Below are 16,802 nucleotides of genomic sequence, written 5' to 3'. Positions count from 1 at the left end.
TGCGCCCCAACCGTCGGCCGAAGCGGGTATGTCCCGATGTTGCAGCGCCATACAGACTGCCGCGCCCAAGTCAAATGGACAAAGCAACCGTTGCACCTTTGGAGGAGGTGCATTTATTGCGCGCAGCCCGGCGAGCAGGGAAACAATCGCCTATAATAACGTTGGAACGAGACAATGGGGGATTTTCGACATGGGTCCTTTCCAAGCCCTGCCCAATGCCGACAATATTACTGTTTATCGTCCCGGCGGCGCGATGCGTTGCCCCGATTGCGGGCAAAGCCAATGGTTGATTGGCCGGATGATGGCGGAATGCGCCTGCTGCGAAGCTGCCTTGCCGCTGGATCTTGGCTATCGGGCGTGGCTGGATATGGTAAAGACTTCGCCGCGCACCCGATCGCTACGCGCCTGATCAGCGCGCTTTTTCACTCATGATCCACGAGTCGACCTGACTTTCCAATACGGTCAGTGGCACCGCGCCCTGTGCCAGAACCGCATCATGGAAGCGGCGCAGGTCGAACTTTCCGCCCAGTTCCTGTTCCGCTTTCGCGCGCAACGCCCTGATTCTGATTTCGCCGAGCTTGTAGCCCAGCGCCTGACCCGGCCAACTGATATAGCGATTGACCTCTGCATCGATATTGGCCGCAGACAAGGCGCTGTTGTCGGCCATGAAGGCGACGGCACGCGCCTTGTCCCAGCCCTTGGCATGGATGCCGGTATCGACCACCAGGCGGCAAGCGCGCCACATCTCATAGGACAGTCGGCCCATCATCTTTTCGGGCGTGTCGTAGAGACCCATCTCTTCACCCAGATATTCGGTGTAGAGCGCCCATCCTTCGACATAGGCGGTGAAGCCCGCGAGATATTTGCGGAAGGGCGGGAGCGGCAATTCCTGTTGCAGGGCGATCTGGTTGTGATGGCCCGGCACGGCTTCGTGGGCTGTGAGCGCTGGCAGTTCCCAGAAGGGGCGCTGGTCGAGCCTGGACGTGTTGACGAAATAGGTGCCTGCGATGCCGCTCTCCGAAGCGCCGGGCATATAATAAGCAGTGGTCGTGCCTTCCGCTTCAGCCTCTGGAATGGGTTTGAGGCCATAGGGCAGACGCGGCAGGGTGTTGAAATAACGCGGTAGCAGGCCGTCGATCGCCTTGGCCTGACGCGCGGCAACCTGGAGCAGTTCTTCCGGGGTCTTGGCATAATAGCGCGGATCGGTGCGCAGGTGCGCGATAAAGGCCGCGCGGCTGGGATAACCGGCCTTCGCCGCCACCTCGTCCATACGGCCGCGGATGCGGGCGACTTCGGACAGGCCGATGGCGTGAATCTGGTCAGGGGTCAGATCAGTGGTGGTATACGTCCGAACCCGGCTGGCATACCAGGCTGCGCCGCCCGGCAGGGTCGAGGCGCTGTCGCTCTTGCGGCAGGCAGGCAGATAGTCCTTCACGAACAGATCATGCCATTTGCCATATTCCGGCGTGATGACGTCGCGGATCAGGGCGATGGCGCGCGCCTGCATCGCGGACCAATCGGCGTCGCTGATCGTGCGGGGCTTGGGGCGCGTGAACGGCTCGTAGAAGCGGGTCGTTTCCGGCTTGCCCGCGACGATGCCGCTGATGGTGGCCGCATAATTGCCGAGGACAGAGCAGGGCAGAACATAGCCGCCCTCTATCGCCTGCCGGATGATGGTGAGCGCGTCGCCATTTTGTTTCGGGTAGAGCGACAGGCGGGTGAGATAGCTGTCATAGTCGGCGCGGTCGTAGAAAGGCAGACCGTCCCCCATGCCTGCAAAACCCTGATGCCAGCCATAATAGGTGGTGAACAGCATCAGCCTTTCCGCCTGATGCGCCTCCCCCGCTATGTCGTCGCGCAGCATCCATAGCAGAACGGCGCGGTTGACGCGGTCGGCGGGATCGAGCGTCGTTTCGCCAATCGCTTCAAGTCGCGCGACGAAGGCCTGCTCGGCCTCGATCTGCGCGGCACGAGCGGTGAGCGACAGGTCGTAGATGCGATCATCATAGGTGCGGACGCCACGGGCGGTCGCTTCGACCGGGTGGGTGGAGAGCCACCACTTCCAATGATCGTCCATGACCTGCGTGAGTGTGTCGCTGGGCGTTTGGGCCTGGGCCAGAACGGGCGTGGCGGCGGCGAGGAGAAGCAGAAGGATCTTGCGCATGGCGACGGGGATCGCGTGTCCCCGTCGGTTTGGCAAGGGGTTTCAGGCGGATGCTACGCCATCGGCCTCGACGATATCATCGCCCATATAAAAGCCCTGAACGCGCACCCGTTTTTCGACAAGATCGACGGGTACGCGGAGCAGGACGAGGCGGTAGGTGCCGCCAAGATCGCGCCGGAGCAGAAAACCAGCGGCGTCGCGAACGAGTCGCCCGGTTTCATCTATGCCTGCCCCGGTTTCTATCATGCGGTCAATCTATCGCATCCTTGATGCCCTTGCCAGCCAGCATGCCGAGGACGAGGAACAGGACGAAGACGGCAAGCGCAATAAAGAAGAGAATCTTGGCGATACCGACGAAGGTGCCAGCGGCGCCGCCGAAGCCGAGGACCGCCAGCACAGCGGCGATGACGAGCGAGATGACTGCGAGTTTCAACATGATGATCCGTCCCTTTCGATGGAAATGCTATGATTTCCGAACGGACGACGGCGCGGAGGGTTCCGTCAGACCCAGCCTTCCAGCACTTGGTTGGGAGGGCGGTGGCCATCGACCCAACTGCGAATGTTGGCGATGACCCGCGCGCCGGTCGCGTCGCGGCCCTCGAAAGTGGCCGAGCCCATATGCGGCAGCAGCACGACATTGGCGAGGTCGAACAGGCGCGCATCGACCGCTGGCTCATGGGTATAGACGTCAAGGCCTGCGCCAGCGATCCGCCCTTCGTCCAGCGCTACGATCAACGCAGCCTCATCGGTGATTTCGGCGCGGGAGGTGTTGATGAGATAGGCGTCGGGGCGCATGAGGGCGATCCGACGCGCATCGATCAGGCCGCGACTGTCTGCATTGAGCGGGCAGTGGATCGAGATGATGTCGCAAGCGGCCAGCAGGGCATCCACATCGCCCACCCATTCCGCCTCCAATTCCTGTTCCACCTCGAACGGCAGGCGGTGGCGGTTGTGATAGGCGATCGACAGGCCAAAGGCGCGGGCGCGGCGGGCGACGGCGCGGCCGATACGGCCCATGCCGATAATGCCGAGCTTCTTGCCGCCGATGCGGTGGCCGAGCATCCCTGAGGGACTCCAGCCGCGCCACTGGCCCGACCGGACGAGCTTTTCCCCTTCCGCCAGGCGGCGGGGCACGGACAGGATCAATGCCATCGTCATGTCGGCGGTGTCTTCGGTCAGGACGCCCGGCGTATTGGTGACGATGATCCGCTTCGCCTGCGCCGCGGCGAGGTCGATATGATCGACCCCGGCGCCGAAACTGGCGATGAGCTGCAATCGTTCCGGCGCACCGTTCAGCAGGGCAGCGTCGATATTGTCGTTGATGGTCGGCACCAAGACATCGCATTGGGCCATGGCGCGGGCCAGTTCGGTGCGGCTCATCGGCGCGTCGCCGACATTGAAGCTGGCGTCGAACAGTTCAGCCATGCGCGCCTCCACATTGGGCGGCAGTCGGCGCGTGACGATGACGCGCGGCTTGGCAGGGCGCATTTTCTTGGCCATGGCCCTGCCGCTATGCCTGCCTGCTGCGTCGGTCAAGCGGTTATGCGGGAATGACTGTCGCAATAGCACACAGCAGGCTAAAGGATGATCATGGGTGACATGGGAAATGGGTCGGGAATGAAGCTGTTGATGCGGGGCGCAGGCGTGGCGATGGCGCTGGCTATGACGGCGGCGAGTGTCGCCGCGCCGGGCAAGCCGGTGCCCTATTGGGCGTCGATCGCGCAGGACGAAGCGCGGATGCGCGTGGGGCCGAGCCTGGATTACCCGTCCAACTGGGTCTATCGCCGCCGCGACCTGCCCGTGAAGGTCGTGCAGGTGCTGGGGCTGTGGCGTAAGGTGGAAGACCCGGACGGCGCGCAGGGGTGGATGCATGTCCGCCTGCTCAGCGACACCGCGACCGGCATCGTCAAGGCAGAGGTCGCGCCGCTGCGGCAATCGGCAAGCGATGGCGCGCGGGCCGTCTTTCGGGCCGAGCGCGGCGTTGTGGGCCGACTGTCCGACTGTTCGGGCGGCTGGTGCAGTTTCGACGTACGGGGGCAGCGCGGCTATGTGAAGGCCAGCGACGTCTGGGGCGCGACTGGCCAATAGGATCGGACGCGCTTAACTTCGCATATTTCCCGCACATCTTGAAATTATCATATAGAATCCCGTAACTTTGTTACAATACTTTGGCCGGGCTGCAATGTGCCATTGCCAGCCGCAAGATGGCGAAAACCCGGCCTGTAGGACAGCAATATTTGCTGCTTCACCAAGCATAGGCTTTGGGTAACTCCCCTTCCTCCGGCGTTGCGTAGCGGTCGCGCAATTTGGTCTGGCGGTTGTCGAGCGGCTGGGCGATGCCGTCGATCCAGACGGCGAGCGGGGCGGAGGTCATTTCCAGCGGGTCGCCGTCCCATAGTACGACGTCCCCTGCCAATCCGGCCTTGAGCGACCCGATGCGGTCGCCCAAGCCCATGGCTTCGGCAGGTGCGGAACTGATGGTGCGGAGCGCCTGGCCCCAGCTCAAGCCCGTTGCGCCGGGCACCTTGTTCAGCGCGACCATATTGCCCGCCTGCTGGGTAGCGAGGCGCAGTTGCAGCCCTTCGTCGCGATCCATCAGGCCCATCGAGACGGCGACGCCCGCCTTGACCATGCGGCCGACATTACTTTGGGTCGCGGCGAGCTTTTCGAAGCTGGAGGGGAGATCGTCGAGGCCACCGGCGATTACCGGCACCTTGGCTGCGGCGATTTGTGGGGCGACCATCCAGCCTTCGGCCGCCCCGGCAAGGATGAGTTTGAGCGCGGGGAAATCCTGTCGCAGGGCAAGAACCGCCAGGATGTCGCGTCCGCTTTCCACATGGACCATGAGCGGCATGGCCCCAGTAACGACCGGGACCAAGGCCTCGGCATCGATGCGATTGAGCAGCGCGTCCTTGGAACGGCCGTCATAGCTGGCGGGGGCTTTGGCGAACTCCTGGGCTTCGCGCAGCATGGTCTTGAAGGTCAGGATCGCGGCGGGGCGGCTGCCACCGGCGTCCTTGGCACCCTCCTCGCCCATTTCGACATATTGGAAGGCGCGCGGCTTGGTGATCGGGTTCATGTCTGCGCCAAGGTCCACGACCGCGCCTTGGCCGGCGAAAATGCCGGTGCCGGTCGAGGGGACGACGACGGCGCGGGTGATGCCCGCCGTGCGGCTGATCGCGACCGGGTTGGCGAGCGGATTGATCGCAGGCGCAACGTCGATCGCGGCGGAGAAGGGCGAGCGGGCGCTGGCGTCGTTGGTTTCATTGACGGCCGGGACTTCGACCAGGCCGACGCGGGAGAAGCCGGAGACGAGGCCGGGCGTCACCCATTTGCCAGCGGCGGCGATGGTTTTCGTGCCGGGTGGGATGGCGATGCCTGCGCCTGCTGCGGTGACTTTGCCAGCGGTGATGACCACGGTGCCATTGCGGATGGGTTCGGAGCCGTCCCCGATGGCGAGGGTCGCGCCGGTGATGGCGAGGGATTGGGCGAGGGCTGGGGTGGAGAGCAGCGCCAAGGCGGCAATCCCTGCCGCCGTTCGGTTCGAGCAGCTTCGAGCGAAGTCGAGAAGCGTCGGTCGAGAACTGCGCCCAGACACGGTTCTCGACAAGCTCGAACTGAACGGAATTTTGGGGGTGCGCTTACTCATTTCACGTCTCCCGCGGCGATCTGGCCGACTTCGAAGTCGCTGACAGGGCGCAATTTGGGGTTGGCGCTGTCGTAGAGCAGCGCGCCGTCGATCCAGACTTTGTCCGGCCGGGTATAGGTGCTGAACGGATTGCCGTTCCACAGCACGACATCGGCCATCTTGCCGACTTTGAGGCTGCCGGTCTGTTCGCTGATGCCCATGGCGCGCGCGGGATTGATGGCGAGCCAGGTCCAGGCGATTTCGTCGGGGATATCTATGCCCATCCGGCGACCAGCGCCCAGGGCCTTGGCGGCTTCCTGGTTCAGGCGCTGGATGCCATTGTCATCGTCGCTATGGACGATGGTGCAGGCACCGGCGCGATGGACGAGGGGGATATTCTCCTTGATGCCGTCATAGGCTTCCATCTTGAAGCCATACCAGTCGCCCCACAGTGCCGAGCAGACGCCATTGTCGCGCAGCAGGTCGGCGATCTTGTACGCTTCGACCGCATGGTGGAAGGCGGTGACGCGATAGCCGAATTCCTTGCCCATATCGATGACATTGGCCATTTCGTCGGCGCGGTAGCAGTGATTGTGGACGAGGATCTTGCCCTCCAGCACGTCGGCCAGCGTTTCCATGCCGAGGTCGCGGGGCTGGTCTTTGCCGGCGGCGCGCTTCTTCTGATAGTCGCGCGCCTTGATCCAGGTGGCGCGGTTGACCGCCATATTGCCCATGCGGGTCGACGGTTCGCGCCCCTTGCTGCCATAGACGCGCTTGGGATTTTCGCCGCACGCCATTTTGAGACCATGGGGCGCGCCGGGGAACTTCATGCCCTGCATGGTGCGGGCGGGGACGTTCTTCAGCGTGACGCTGCGGCCGCCGAACAGGTTGGCCGAACCGGGGAGGATTTGCAGGCTAGTCACGCCGCCATTGGCGAGCGCGCGGCTGAAGCCTGCATCCTGCGGCCAGATGCTATGTTCGGCCCAGACATGGGCGGTGACGGGCGCGGTCGCTTCATTGCCGTCGGAATGGGCATCGACGCCGGGCGAGGGATAGTTGCCCAAATGGCTGTGGATGTCGATGACGCCGGGGGTGACATATTTGCCGGTGCCGTCGAACACCGCAATGTCGGCAGGGATCGGCGTGTTCGGGCCGCCGATCGCCGTGACCTTGCCGTCCGACAGGAAGATCACGCCATTGTCGATGCGCCCGCCCTCCCCGTCGAAGATCGTCGCGCCGCGAATGGCGGTGGCGGTGCCGGGATAGGCTTTGTAGGTGGACGGATAGGGATTGTCCGGTTCGGCCGAACTGCCCTGCGTTGGGGCGGGGGCATCCTTGTTCTTCTTGGCACCGACCGGGCCAGCGACTCCGGCCAGCAGAGCCGCAACCAGCAGCGTAGAAACGCTTTTTCTCATGGCTTGTCCTCCGTAGCGATCAGGTCGAGATGCATCATCCGTTTCACATAGGGTGCGACGAGCAGGACAAGTCCGCCGACCACGATCGAGAACCAGCCGATGCGGCTGTACACATCAAGCACCTGGGACACGCCGGCCGCATCGCCGCTGCCTGTTGCGCGAGCAATAAGGCCCGCGATGAAATTGCCCGCCGCCGTGGCGAGAAACCAGGTGCCCATGACGAGGCCGACCATGCTGGGCACGGACAGCCGCGTCATCGCCGAAAGGCCAACGGGTGAGAAACAGAGTTCCGCCATCGTGTGGAACAGGTAGATCAGGAAGACGAAGAGAACCGGGGTGAGGTCTTCGCCAGCCATGGCTGCACCCGCGACAAGCACCAGAAAGCCCACGCCGCACAAGATCAGGCCGACGCCAAATTTGGCTGGCGAAGACGGTTCCAGACGACGCTTGTCAAGCATGGTCCATAGCAGCGCGAACAGCGGCGCAAGCATGATGATGAAGAAGGAGTTGACCGACTGGAACATCGAGGCTGGCACTTCCCAGCCGAGAATATTGCGATCAACATTACGATCGGTGAAAATGTTGAGCGATGACCCCGTCTGTTCGAACAAGCCCCAGAAAAGGGGATTCAGGGCAATGAGGAAGAGCGCGGCGAACATGCGATCACGGTCGACCTTGCCCAACGTGCTTGCTGTGCGCCAGACGATGTAGAGAACCGTCAGCGCGGCAAAGGCAATCAGCGCATAGCCCAGCAATTCGGCATAGCGGATCACCAGCCAGATGGCCACGACACCCAACACCGCGCCCAGATAGATGAGCCATTCCTGGCTTAGACCCGCCGCAACCGGGGTGCGCAACTGCACGGGAGCGGGTGGTTCGCCCCTGCCCATCAGCCATGGCTTGAGCCAGACGAACATGACGAGGCCGAGCAACATGCCAACGCCCGCCGCGCCGAATCCCCAACTCCAGCCATAGAGTTCGCCAAGCAGGCCGCAGATGATCGGCCCCAGCATGCCCCCCATGTTGATGCCCATGTAGAAGATGGAGAAAGCCGGATCACGGCGTGGATCATTGCGGGAATAGAGTTCGCCCACGAGCACCGAAATATTGGCCTTGAGGAAGCCGGTCCCAACGATGATGCTGGCAAGGGCGAGGTAGAAACCATTGAGGAAGAAGCTGTCCTGTCCCCCCGGCCCCTCTGTGATGGCGATCAGGAAATGGCCGATGGCGATGAACACGCCGCCCACCAGCACCGCCTTGCGCGGGCCGAGGAATCGATCGGCCAGATAGCCGCCGATAACCGGGGTGATATAGACCAGCGAGGTATAGGCCCCATAGAGAAGATAGGCGCGGTCCTCGCCGAAGAGGAAATGTTTGGTGAGGTAGAAAATCAGGATGGCACGCATGCCATAGTAGGAAAAACGCTCCCACATCTCGGCAAAGAATAACAGAAACAGGCCGCGCGGATGGCCGAGCCAGGTCTTGCCCGCCGCCTCCACACCAGAAATCGAGGTCGCCATCGGGAACCCTTGTCATATGGTTTGACCGGCCCGCCGAACGGAGGCCGAATGATGGCCAGAGAGTAGAGCCAAATTCGCGTCTGTCAAAAGCGCAGGAGGCCCTTGCGTCGCGGCGGCAGGCGAGTCATTTGTCGCAGCGATGTTCAACGACCTTTCCTCCCCGCTCGCCCTCCTCCAGACCCGCCGGTCCGGCAAACCCCGCGACCTGATCGCGCCCGGTCCCGATGACGCACAGTTGCGGCAGATATTGGAAGCGGCGCTGCGGACGCCCGATCATGGCAAGTTGGCACCATGGCGATTCGTCGTCGTGCCATCGGCGCAGCGGGCGGCGTTGGCCGAGCTGCTGGAGAGCGCCTATCGCGCCGAGAAGCCCGATGCCGGGCGGCTGGAAATTGAGGCGATGCACCAGTTCGCGCATCAGGCACCGACCTTGGTGGTCGCGCTTTCCGCTCCGGTTGCAGGCAGCAAGATTCCGGTGTGGGAACAGCAATTGTCGGTGGGCGCGGCGATCATGAACCTGCTGCACGCCACCCATGCGCTGGGCTTTGCCGGTGGCTGGCTGACGGGGTGGCCGACCTATAATGACGATGTGCGCGCGGCCTTTGCGCAGGGGGACGAGACGATTGCGGGCTTCGTCTTCGTCGGTACGCCGAGCAAGCCGCAGGAAGAGCGTCCGCGGCCAGATTATGACGCCATCGTATCGGTTTGGGACCGATAATTGCCGCTTTAACCATGATTCGCGCAATGGTCTGACTTGACCCGCATGGCTGTATTATGGCAGTGATGCACTATGGCTGACGACTCAAAACCCGTCTATCTCCGCCTGCGCGAGATCATTGCCGCTTCCATATTGGACGGAGACTATAGCGATGGCGACTTGCTGCCATCGGTGCGCGCCTTTGCCGCGACGCAGGGGGCCAATCCGCTGACGGTCGCCAAGGCCTATCAGAGCTTTCAGGATGATGGGCTGGTCGTCGTGCGGCGCGGGGTCGGTATGTTCGTGGCCGATGGCGCGACCCGGCGGCTCCGCATAGCGGAACGCGCGCATTTTCTGGAAACGGTATGGCCTCCGGTGGCGGCGCAGATCAGGCGGCTGGGGATACGGATGGACGATCTGGACTTGCAGAAGGCCTGAGGGTTTAGCCTGCGGGCCTGCCCTCTCCATTGAGCTGCTTCATCCTGTTCTTAGCTAAAGCGCAGCCAGCGCATTGACGGCATCCTGACGGCCTGCAAAATTTCTCACTGCAACCGCTCTACCCAGCGCCAGCTTGGCTTCATTCTTCCGACCTGCGGCGGCATAGGCCTGGCCCAGATGCAGGTTGAGCATGGGATGGCCGGGGGCGCGGGCGACCGCCTTTTCCAGCAGATCGACCGCAGCCGGACCCTTTTCGCCGGTTTGTAGCAGCGTCCAGCCGTATATGTCCGCGATCATCGGGTTGGCAGGCATCAGGCGATAGGCGTGGGCAGCATAGGCGCGGGCCGCTGCCCGATCCCCCGTTTCGACTGCAGCGCGGGCAAGGTCCGCCATCAGCAGCGCGTCATTGTCGCCCAGTTGAGTGCGCACGGCCTGCAACATTCGCCGGGCACCACGCCAGTCTCGCGCGTTCATTGCAACAGCGGCGGCAAGGCGGCGCATCGCGCTGTCGGCCGGATTTTGCGTGAGGAATAATTGCACGATCTGGGTCGCACGGGCCGGATCGTCCGCACGGTTCCATGCTGCGACGAGGCGCAGTGCCACCGCTCGATCGAAACGGATATTGGCGGCGCTTTCATAGGCGCGCGCAGCCTCCCCCGCTCGCCCGGCTTCGCCCAGCGTATCGCCAAGGGCAATCCAGGCATCGGGCGCGCCAGCATTGGCGCGACTGAGCAAGCGCGCGCGCTCAAGCGCCGCGTCGATACGGTTGGTGCTGAGCAGGGCGCGGATATAGGGAATATTGTCGCGCGCCGTTCCCGTGTTGGCGGGTGCCGGACCATCGGCCAGTTGCCTGTCGCGAGGCCCAGCGAACGGGTCGGCAGATGCGCGCACAGGCCAGGCGGCGCGGGCCAGCATGTCGGCTGCCATGGCGCGATTGCCCAGCGCCTCCTGCACTCGCCCAGCAAGAGTCAGCACATAAGGGTCAGCATCCCGCTGAGCGACGATGGGGGCGAGCGTCATCGCGGCCGCTTGCATGTCACCGCCCATTTGATAGGCGCGGGCGAGCAAGACCCGACCAGGCCGATTGTCCGGTTGCATCGCAACGAGCGGTGCGAGCGCCTCTGCCGCCAGAACGGCGTTACCCTCCTGCAGATGCAACACGCCGCGCACCAACATGGTTGCTGGCTCACCATCCAATCGCCCCTGCGTCCGCGCCAGCAGCGCGCGGGCGAGATCGGCCTTGCCTGCGCGGGCCGCCATAACGGCCTGCATCATCCATGCACGCGGATTGTCGGGTTCGAGGGCGAGAATGCGGCGGGTGAGCGACAGCATCGCACCGGCTTCACCCGCATCGGCGAGCGTGGCGGCATATTGTTCGAGCGTCGGCACCGATTCAGGATTGGCGGCCAGTGCGCGTTCGAACCAGGGGCGCGACGCCGTAAGACCATATTGGCCGCGCGTGAGTTCCGCGCGCAGGGTCAGCGCCTTTCCATTGGTGGGGGCCAAAGCGACCGCCCGATCGGCTGCACCGATCGCGCCAGCCTGATCCCCTGTCGTGAGGCGCAAGCGACCAAGAATGACCCAGCTCTCAACATCATTGGGGCTGCCATCAAGAGCGCGCGCCAGCACGGATTGCGCTGTGCCCACATCTCCCTGCGCCATGGCAGCGCGCGCGATGGTCCGTGCAGCGGCCAAGCTTTGGGCGGCGGGAACGTCCGGCGCGCGAGCCTCTCGTAGCGCGGCATCGGCTTCACCCTGTAGCAACAGCGCCTGCGCCATCAACTCGCGCGTCTCAGCCGCCGCCGCGCCCAGCTTGCGCGCGCGCTCGATTTCGGCCTGCGCACCTGCGCCATCGCCTAGCTCGACCAGCGCCCGTGCCTGTGCCGCCCGCGCCACGGCTGAGCGGGGGTCCGCCTTGATTGCATTCATCAACTCTACGCGGGCGGTACGGGCATCCCCCTTATCGAGCGCGGTAAGGCCACGGGCGAGCGCGGCGCTGCCGTCCCGTTCATGCGCGCGCCATTGCCACAGGGCAGCCGCGCCCAGAAGCAGTGATAGGATTGCGACGATCAGGACGATGCGGGCACGGCTCATGACATCATCCCTGCATCTGATATTGTTTGAGAAGATCGTAAAGCGTGGGGCGGCTGATCCCCAACATCTTGGCAGCACCAGAAATATTACCGTCGGTGCGGGCGATGGCGCGCCTGATCGCCCGGCGATCGGCCATCTCGCGCGCAGCCTTGAGATTGACCAGTTCGCCGCCCTCTTCCCGCTCCTTGTCCAGATCAAGATCAGCGGCCGTCACCAGCTTGCCATCGGCCATGATGACGGCGCGCTTCATGCGGTTTTCCAGTTCGCGCACATTGCCGGGCCATGGCCAGGCGTCGAGCGCGGCGAGCGCATCGGGGGCGAGGCCCTTGACCGCTGGATTCATCTCGGCGGCGAAGCGGGTCAGGAAATGGCGCGCCAGCAGCGCCGGATCGCCCGGCCGGTCCTTGAGCGCGGGAATGCGGATGACGATTTCGGCAAGGCGATAATAGAGATCCTCGCGGAAGCTGCCCGCGCCGATCATGGCATCAAGATCCTGATGCGTGGCGCAGACGATGCGCGTGTCGACGGCGATGGGCGTACGGCCGCCAATGCGTTCGATCACTCGCTCCTGCAGAAAGCGCAGCAGCTTGACCTGAAGCGCAAGCGGAATGTCGCCGACTTCATCCAGGAACAGCGTGCCGCCCTGCGCCTGCTCGATTTTGCCCGGCGTCGTCTTGATGGCCCCCGTAAACGCACCCTTTTCATGGCCGAACAGTTCGGATTCGAGCAAGGTTTCGGGGATGGCGGCGCAGTTGATCGCCACGAACGCGCCATGGCGACGCGGACTGGCGTCGTGCAGCCCCTGAGCCAGCAATTCCTTGCCGGTGCCACTCGCGCCCAGCAACAGCACCGACACCTGCGCGCTGGCGACGCGCTCTATCGTGCGGGCGACCTTCATCATTTCAGGCGCGCCGGTCAACACGCGGCCCAGCACCCGCCGATCGGTCGGCGCGATTTCAGCGAGGCGCGCATTTTCCCGTTCCAGCGCATGGACGTGAAAGGCGCGCCGGACGATGAGGCCAAGCTCATCGATATCGACAGGCTTATGGTAGAAGTCATAGGCTCCCCCGGATATCGCGTCGAGCGCACTTTCGCGGGCGCCATGGCCGGACGCGACGATCACCTTCGTATCGGGCTTGATCTGGAGGATGTCTGCGAGCGTCGCGAAGCCTTCGCTCGTGCCGTCCGGGTCAGGCGGGAGACCAAGGTCTAGCGTCACAACGTCAGGCGCGTGAGCGCGCAGCAATTCGACCGCTTCTTCCCGGTCACCCGCGATGAAGAGTTGGTAATCCTCATAGGCCCAGCGCAATTGCCGCTGCAGGCCCGGATCATCCTCCACAATCAACAATTTGGGACGGATGTCGCTCATCAGGCGGCCCTTTCCTGTGTCTGGGGTGCCAATGGAAGGCGCAAAGTGAAGCGGCTACCGACGCCAGGGCGGCTGTCGACATCGATCCGTCCGCCCATTGCCTGCGCCAAGGCGCGTGCTTCAAATGCGCCGATCCCAAAACCGCCGACCTTGCTCGACGAAAAGGGCTTGAACAGTTCGCGGCGGACATATTCGGCGCTCATGCCCCGCCCCCTGTCAACGACCTCCACCAGCACATCGCTGGCATCGGCCGACAGGCGCAGTTCGACGGGCACATCAGCCGCACTGGCATCAATGGCGTTTTGGAGCAGATGGGTGATGATCTGTTCAACCCGCCCAGGGTCGGCGAGCGCGAGCGGTGCTTCACCGCTAACCTGAATAGGGTGCTGGCGCGCACGGCCATGGGCCACATGGTCAAGCAGGCCGCGCAACGCGACAGGGTGCGGATCTTCGGCACGGCCCTTGTTATGCTGGGACAGGCGCGCGAGCAGATCATTCATCCTGCCCACCGATTCCTGAAGGGTCAGGATCATGTCGGCGCGAAAATCGGGGTTGTCGGCATGGCGGGCAGCATTGCGCGCGAGCAGCGAGAGTTGGCTCACCAGATTCTTGATATCATGGATGATGAAGGCGAAACGGCGGTTAAATTCGTCGAAGCGAGCGGCATCGTCGAGCGCCTGTTGCCCCTGCGCTTCGCTGAGATAGGTGGCAACCTGCCGCCCGGCGGCGCGCAACATATCGAAATCCTCCCAGTCGAGCCGACGGTCGATCGGTGGGCGGCCTAACAGTATCGCGCCGGTCAGACGATCGAAATGAATGAGCGGCACTAGCGCCCAAAGGCGCGGATCGTACGTGATCCATTCTGGAAGCGGCAGTGTTGCGTCCGCGGAGCGGCGCTTGCCGAGATCTATGATCCAGCCGCTTTGTTCCAGTCGCGCGACGGAGGCAGGCGGAACGGTCGCGCCTTCGGGCAGATCGCCACTCCAGTTCCAGTCGGTTTCCAGCACCAGCCCGCCCTGATCGTCACGCAAAAGCAGCAAAGCGGCGGACGAATCGGTGATGTCGGCAATCGCCTTGGCCACGCGCTCGCCCAGCGGCGCGGGATTTTGGCCGGGGCGACCAATCGTCTCGCCAAAGCGCATCCATTCGGTCCGATAATCGTAGCGATGCTGGAAGAAATGCTTGGCGACCTGCACTTTCCACAGCGCGCGCAGGCGGGGCGACGGCAAGAGGACCAGCGCCGTAACGGCGGTGAAGAACACGGCCCCGATTTCCACCATCCGCGCATAGGGTCCGGCAATCAGTTCGATCAGGACCGCCGCGGCGGTCAGCACGACCACGTAGAGCGCGACGGCAAAAACCGAGAGCGATTGGAACGTCAGTGTGCGCGACAAGGTGAGCCGTTCCGCCATCCCCTTGCGCAGGCCAATGGCAATGGTGGGTGCGAGCAAAGCCATCAGCAGGCCTCGCAACGCATAGAGTTCGCTGGCGCGATGCGGCAAGAGATAGCCGATGGCATAGAGATTTAGGTCGTAGGTCCACATCGCCGCCAGTGCGCCGAACAGCAAGGTCACGCCGCCCCGCTCCCGCAACGGCCATGCCGTGTAGAGGTGATGGAGCAGCAGCAAACTGCCGATCGCCGTCATCATGCGCAGGATCAGCGACACGGTTACGAGCGCCTGATGGAACTCGCTGTCCGGAGAAAGCTGATGCCAGGCGAGATCGGTGAAGGTCTGGAGCAGGATGAGGCCTGCGACTGCGGCATAGACGGTGACCACAGCCTTGATCCTCCCGCTGCGCCCGACCGGGCCACGCCGCAACATGACGAACATCGTCAGCAGCCAGGCAGCGTTGCGCATATTTTCGCCCAGGCCAGACAAAGGCTTGGCGACGCCGCCGAACGAGACATAGAGCGCCCAGCAGGAGGTAAGCAGCAGCGCCACCGCCAGCATCCGCATTTCCGCAGCTTCGTTCCGCCGACGAAACAGGAAGATACCCAGCGCCGCGAACAGCACCGCCGCCAGGGCATGGCCCCAGTCGCCGACAAATTGAAGCAGGACACCCATCGCCCGCCGCTCTTAACGCGCGCCGTCGGGCCACAGGATGACCCGCACCGTCTGGATAAGGATCAACAGGTCGAGAAAGGGCGTGTAATTTTTGGCATAATAAAGATCATATTCGAGCTTGTGACGGCTGTCCTCGATCGACGCGCCATAGGGGTAATTGATCTGCGCCCAGCCGGTGATGCCCGGCTTGACCATGTGCCGTTCGGCATAATAGCGCAGATGCTGTTCCAGATCTTCCACGAACTGACGCCGTTCGGGACGGGGGCCGACGAAGCTCATCTCGCCTTTCAACACTGTCCAGGTCTGGGGCAGTTCGTCGATACGAAGCTTGCGCAGCCAATAGCCAAGGCGTGTGATGCGCGGATCGTCTTTCTCAGCCCAGACCGCCTTGCCCGCGACTTCCGCATCCTGGCGCATGGTCCGCAGCTTGACGATCCAAAATTCCTGACCGTAGAGGCCGACGCGCTGTTGCCGGTAAAAGGCCGGTCCCTTGCTATCCAGCTTCACCAGCAAGGCGGCAAGCAGGATGATCGGGCCCGTCAGCAGCAACAACAGCGAGCTGGCAAGAATATCGAACAGTCTTTTGGCGATGCTGGACAAGCGGCGGCCCGCCGAGAAGCCGTCGGAGAAAATCAGCCAACTAGGATTGACGCTATCAAGATCAACCCGACCCGTTTCGCGTTCCAAAAAGGTGGACAGGTCGTTGACATGGACACCAGTGGTCTTGATCCGCAGCAGATCGGACATGGGAATGGCGTTGCGCCTTTCCTCCAGCGCCAGCACCACTTCGCTGGCGTTCAGCCGGACGACGAAGTCGGAAAGATTGTAGATGGCGCTGCGGTTGATGGCTTCCTGCACCACCTGCGGCCCGTCATTCATCGCGATATAGCCGACGACGAGATATCCCGCCCCCCGCTTTTTCTCCAATTCGCGGATGCGGTCCGCGCGATTACCTGCACCAAGGACCACCAGTCGCCGCTTGAACGCTTCCCCACCCAACATCGACCCCAACAAGATGCGGACAATAACCAGCAGGGCTATGGCGAAGCCCATGGCATAAAGGGAATTGGAGCGCCAAAGCGTCATGCCCGGCAACAGAAAATAGAGAACTGACAGGAAGATTACGCCCAAGGACACGGCCACCAGTAGGCGGGCAAAGGCAAATCGGATCGATTGAAGCGCTTCCGTGCCATAGACGCCAACCGCGATCATGGCGGTTTGAATGGCTAGGGCAAAGCTGACCAACGGTCCCATGCGCGTCATCACATGGTCGATGTCCATGCCGATCTGGCGCGCCCGCAATATCCAGCCGCCTTCCGCCGCAAAAAGCAAGACCCAACTTGAACAGTGCTTTTGGAAAAGGCATTGTGATTCAATGAGATGCATGCACCGGCGCGAGTGTTACCACTAC

General features: G+C 63.1%; 15 protein-coding genes. 4 read left to right on the top strand and 11 right to left on the bottom strand.

All coding sequences use genetic code 11. The features are described 5' to 3' along the window. The first annotated feature begins 190 nt into the window (after positions 1-190). On the top strand, positions 191-409 hold the full coding sequence (locus V2I08_RS05430; protein ID WP_349634180.1) for a hypothetical protein: 219 nt from the start codon (positions 191-193) through the stop codon (positions 407-409). Here the strand turns inward: V2I08_RS05430 and V2I08_RS05425 are convergent, their stop codons facing one another. The 4 genes from V2I08_RS05425 to V2I08_RS05410 all read right to left on the bottom strand — a co-directional run bounded on the left by V2I08_RS05425 (position 410) and on the right by V2I08_RS05410 (position 3,664). Next, complete coding sequence (locus V2I08_RS05425; protein WP_349634179.1) at positions 410-2,164, bottom strand: DUF885 domain-containing protein; 1,755 nt, start codon at positions 2,162-2,164, stop codon at positions 410-412. Positions 2,165-2,206: 42 nt separating this feature from the next. Then, positions 2,207-2,410 (bottom strand): DUF5818 domain-containing protein, encoded by a 204-nt coding sequence (locus V2I08_RS05420; protein WP_349634178.1) that lies wholly within the window; start codon positions 2,408-2,410, stop codon positions 2,207-2,209. Between the two features lie 4 nt (positions 2,411-2,414). After that, the gene (locus V2I08_RS05415; protein WP_310224681.1) at positions 2,415-2,600 is read right to left on the bottom strand and encodes a DUF1328 domain-containing protein; all 186 of its coding nucleotides are present in this window, start codon (positions 2,598-2,600) and stop codon (positions 2,415-2,417) included. A gap of 65 nt (positions 2,601-2,665) precedes the next feature. After that, positions 2,666-3,664 (bottom strand): D-glycerate dehydrogenase, encoded by a 999-nt coding sequence (locus tag V2I08_RS05410; protein WP_349634177.1) that lies wholly within the window; start codon positions 3,662-3,664, stop codon positions 2,666-2,668. Positions 3,665-3,754: 90 nt separating this feature from the next. Here V2I08_RS05410 and V2I08_RS05405 point away from each other — a divergent pair, with 90 nt between their 5' ends. After that, positions 3,755-4,252, top strand: coding sequence for an SH3 domain-containing protein (locus V2I08_RS05405; RefSeq protein ID WP_349634176.1), 498 nt, complete (start codon positions 3,755-3,757; stop codon positions 4,250-4,252). 157 nt (positions 4,253-4,409) lie between these two features. Here V2I08_RS05405 and V2I08_RS05400 read toward each other — a convergent pair whose 3' ends face one another. The 3 genes from V2I08_RS05400 to V2I08_RS05390 are packed head-to-tail and all read right to left on the bottom strand — an operon-like array spanning position 4,410 to position 8,727. Next, positions 4,410-5,813, bottom strand: coding sequence for an amidohydrolase family protein (locus tag V2I08_RS05400; protein ID WP_349634175.1), 1,404 nt, complete (start codon positions 5,811-5,813; stop codon positions 4,410-4,412). Continuing rightward, positions 5,810-7,207 (bottom strand): amidohydrolase, encoded by a 1,398-nt coding sequence (locus tag V2I08_RS05395; protein WP_349634174.1) that lies wholly within the window; start codon positions 7,205-7,207, stop codon positions 5,810-5,812. The genes V2I08_RS05400 and V2I08_RS05395 overlap by 4 nt, the downstream gene beginning before the upstream one ends. Beyond that, positions 7,204-8,727: a peptide MFS transporter gene (locus tag V2I08_RS05390; protein ID WP_349634173.1), complete on the bottom strand. Its 1,524-nt coding sequence runs from the start codon at positions 8,725-8,727 to the stop codon at positions 7,204-7,206. The genes V2I08_RS05395 and V2I08_RS05390 overlap by 4 nt, the downstream gene beginning before the upstream one ends. Before the next feature lie 139 nt (positions 8,728-8,866). Here V2I08_RS05390 and V2I08_RS05385 point away from each other — a divergent pair, with 139 nt between their 5' ends. Next, a complete protein-coding gene (locus tag V2I08_RS05385; protein WP_349634172.1) occupies positions 8,867-9,445 on the top strand; it encodes a nitroreductase in 579 nt (192 codons plus the stop codon). Positions 9,446-9,517: 72 nt separating this feature from the next. Continuing rightward, positions 9,518-9,862, top strand: a complete 345-nt coding sequence (locus V2I08_RS05380; protein WP_069066382.1) for a GntR family transcriptional regulator — start codon at positions 9,518-9,520, stop codon at positions 9,860-9,862. A gap of 54 nt (positions 9,863-9,916) precedes the next feature. Here V2I08_RS05380 and V2I08_RS05375 read toward each other — a convergent pair whose 3' ends face one another. The 4 genes from V2I08_RS05375 to V2I08_RS05360 are packed head-to-tail and all read right to left on the bottom strand — an operon-like array spanning position 9,917 to position 16,777. After that, positions 9,917-11,956: a tetratricopeptide repeat protein gene (locus V2I08_RS05375; RefSeq protein WP_349634171.1), complete on the bottom strand. Its 2,040-nt coding sequence runs from the start codon at positions 11,954-11,956 to the stop codon at positions 9,917-9,919. Positions 11,957-11,960: 4 nt separating this feature from the next. Further along, complete coding sequence (gene prsR, locus V2I08_RS05370) at positions 11,961-13,325, bottom strand: PEP-CTERM-box response regulator transcription factor (protein WP_349634170.1); 1,365 nt, start codon at positions 13,323-13,325, stop codon at positions 11,961-11,963. Further along, entirely contained in the window at positions 13,325-15,391 is a 2,067-nt protein-coding gene (gene prsK, locus V2I08_RS05365) for an XrtA/PEP-CTERM system histidine kinase PrsK (protein WP_349634169.1), read from the bottom strand. Before prsK ends, prsR begins: the two co-directional genes overlap by 1 nt. Before the next feature lie 12 nt (positions 15,392-15,403). After that, positions 15,404-16,777, bottom strand: a complete 1,374-nt coding sequence (locus V2I08_RS05360) for a TIGR03013 family XrtA/PEP-CTERM system glycosyltransferase (protein WP_349634168.1) — start codon at positions 16,775-16,777, stop codon at positions 15,404-15,406. Positions 16,778-16,802 lie beyond the last annotated feature (25 nt).

This window comes from Sphingobium sp. MK2, assembly GCF_040170545.1.
GTDB lineage: Bacteria > Pseudomonadota > Alphaproteobacteria > Sphingomonadales > Sphingomonadaceae > Sphingobium.
This window is presented reverse-complemented; position numbering and strand designations above follow the sequence as displayed.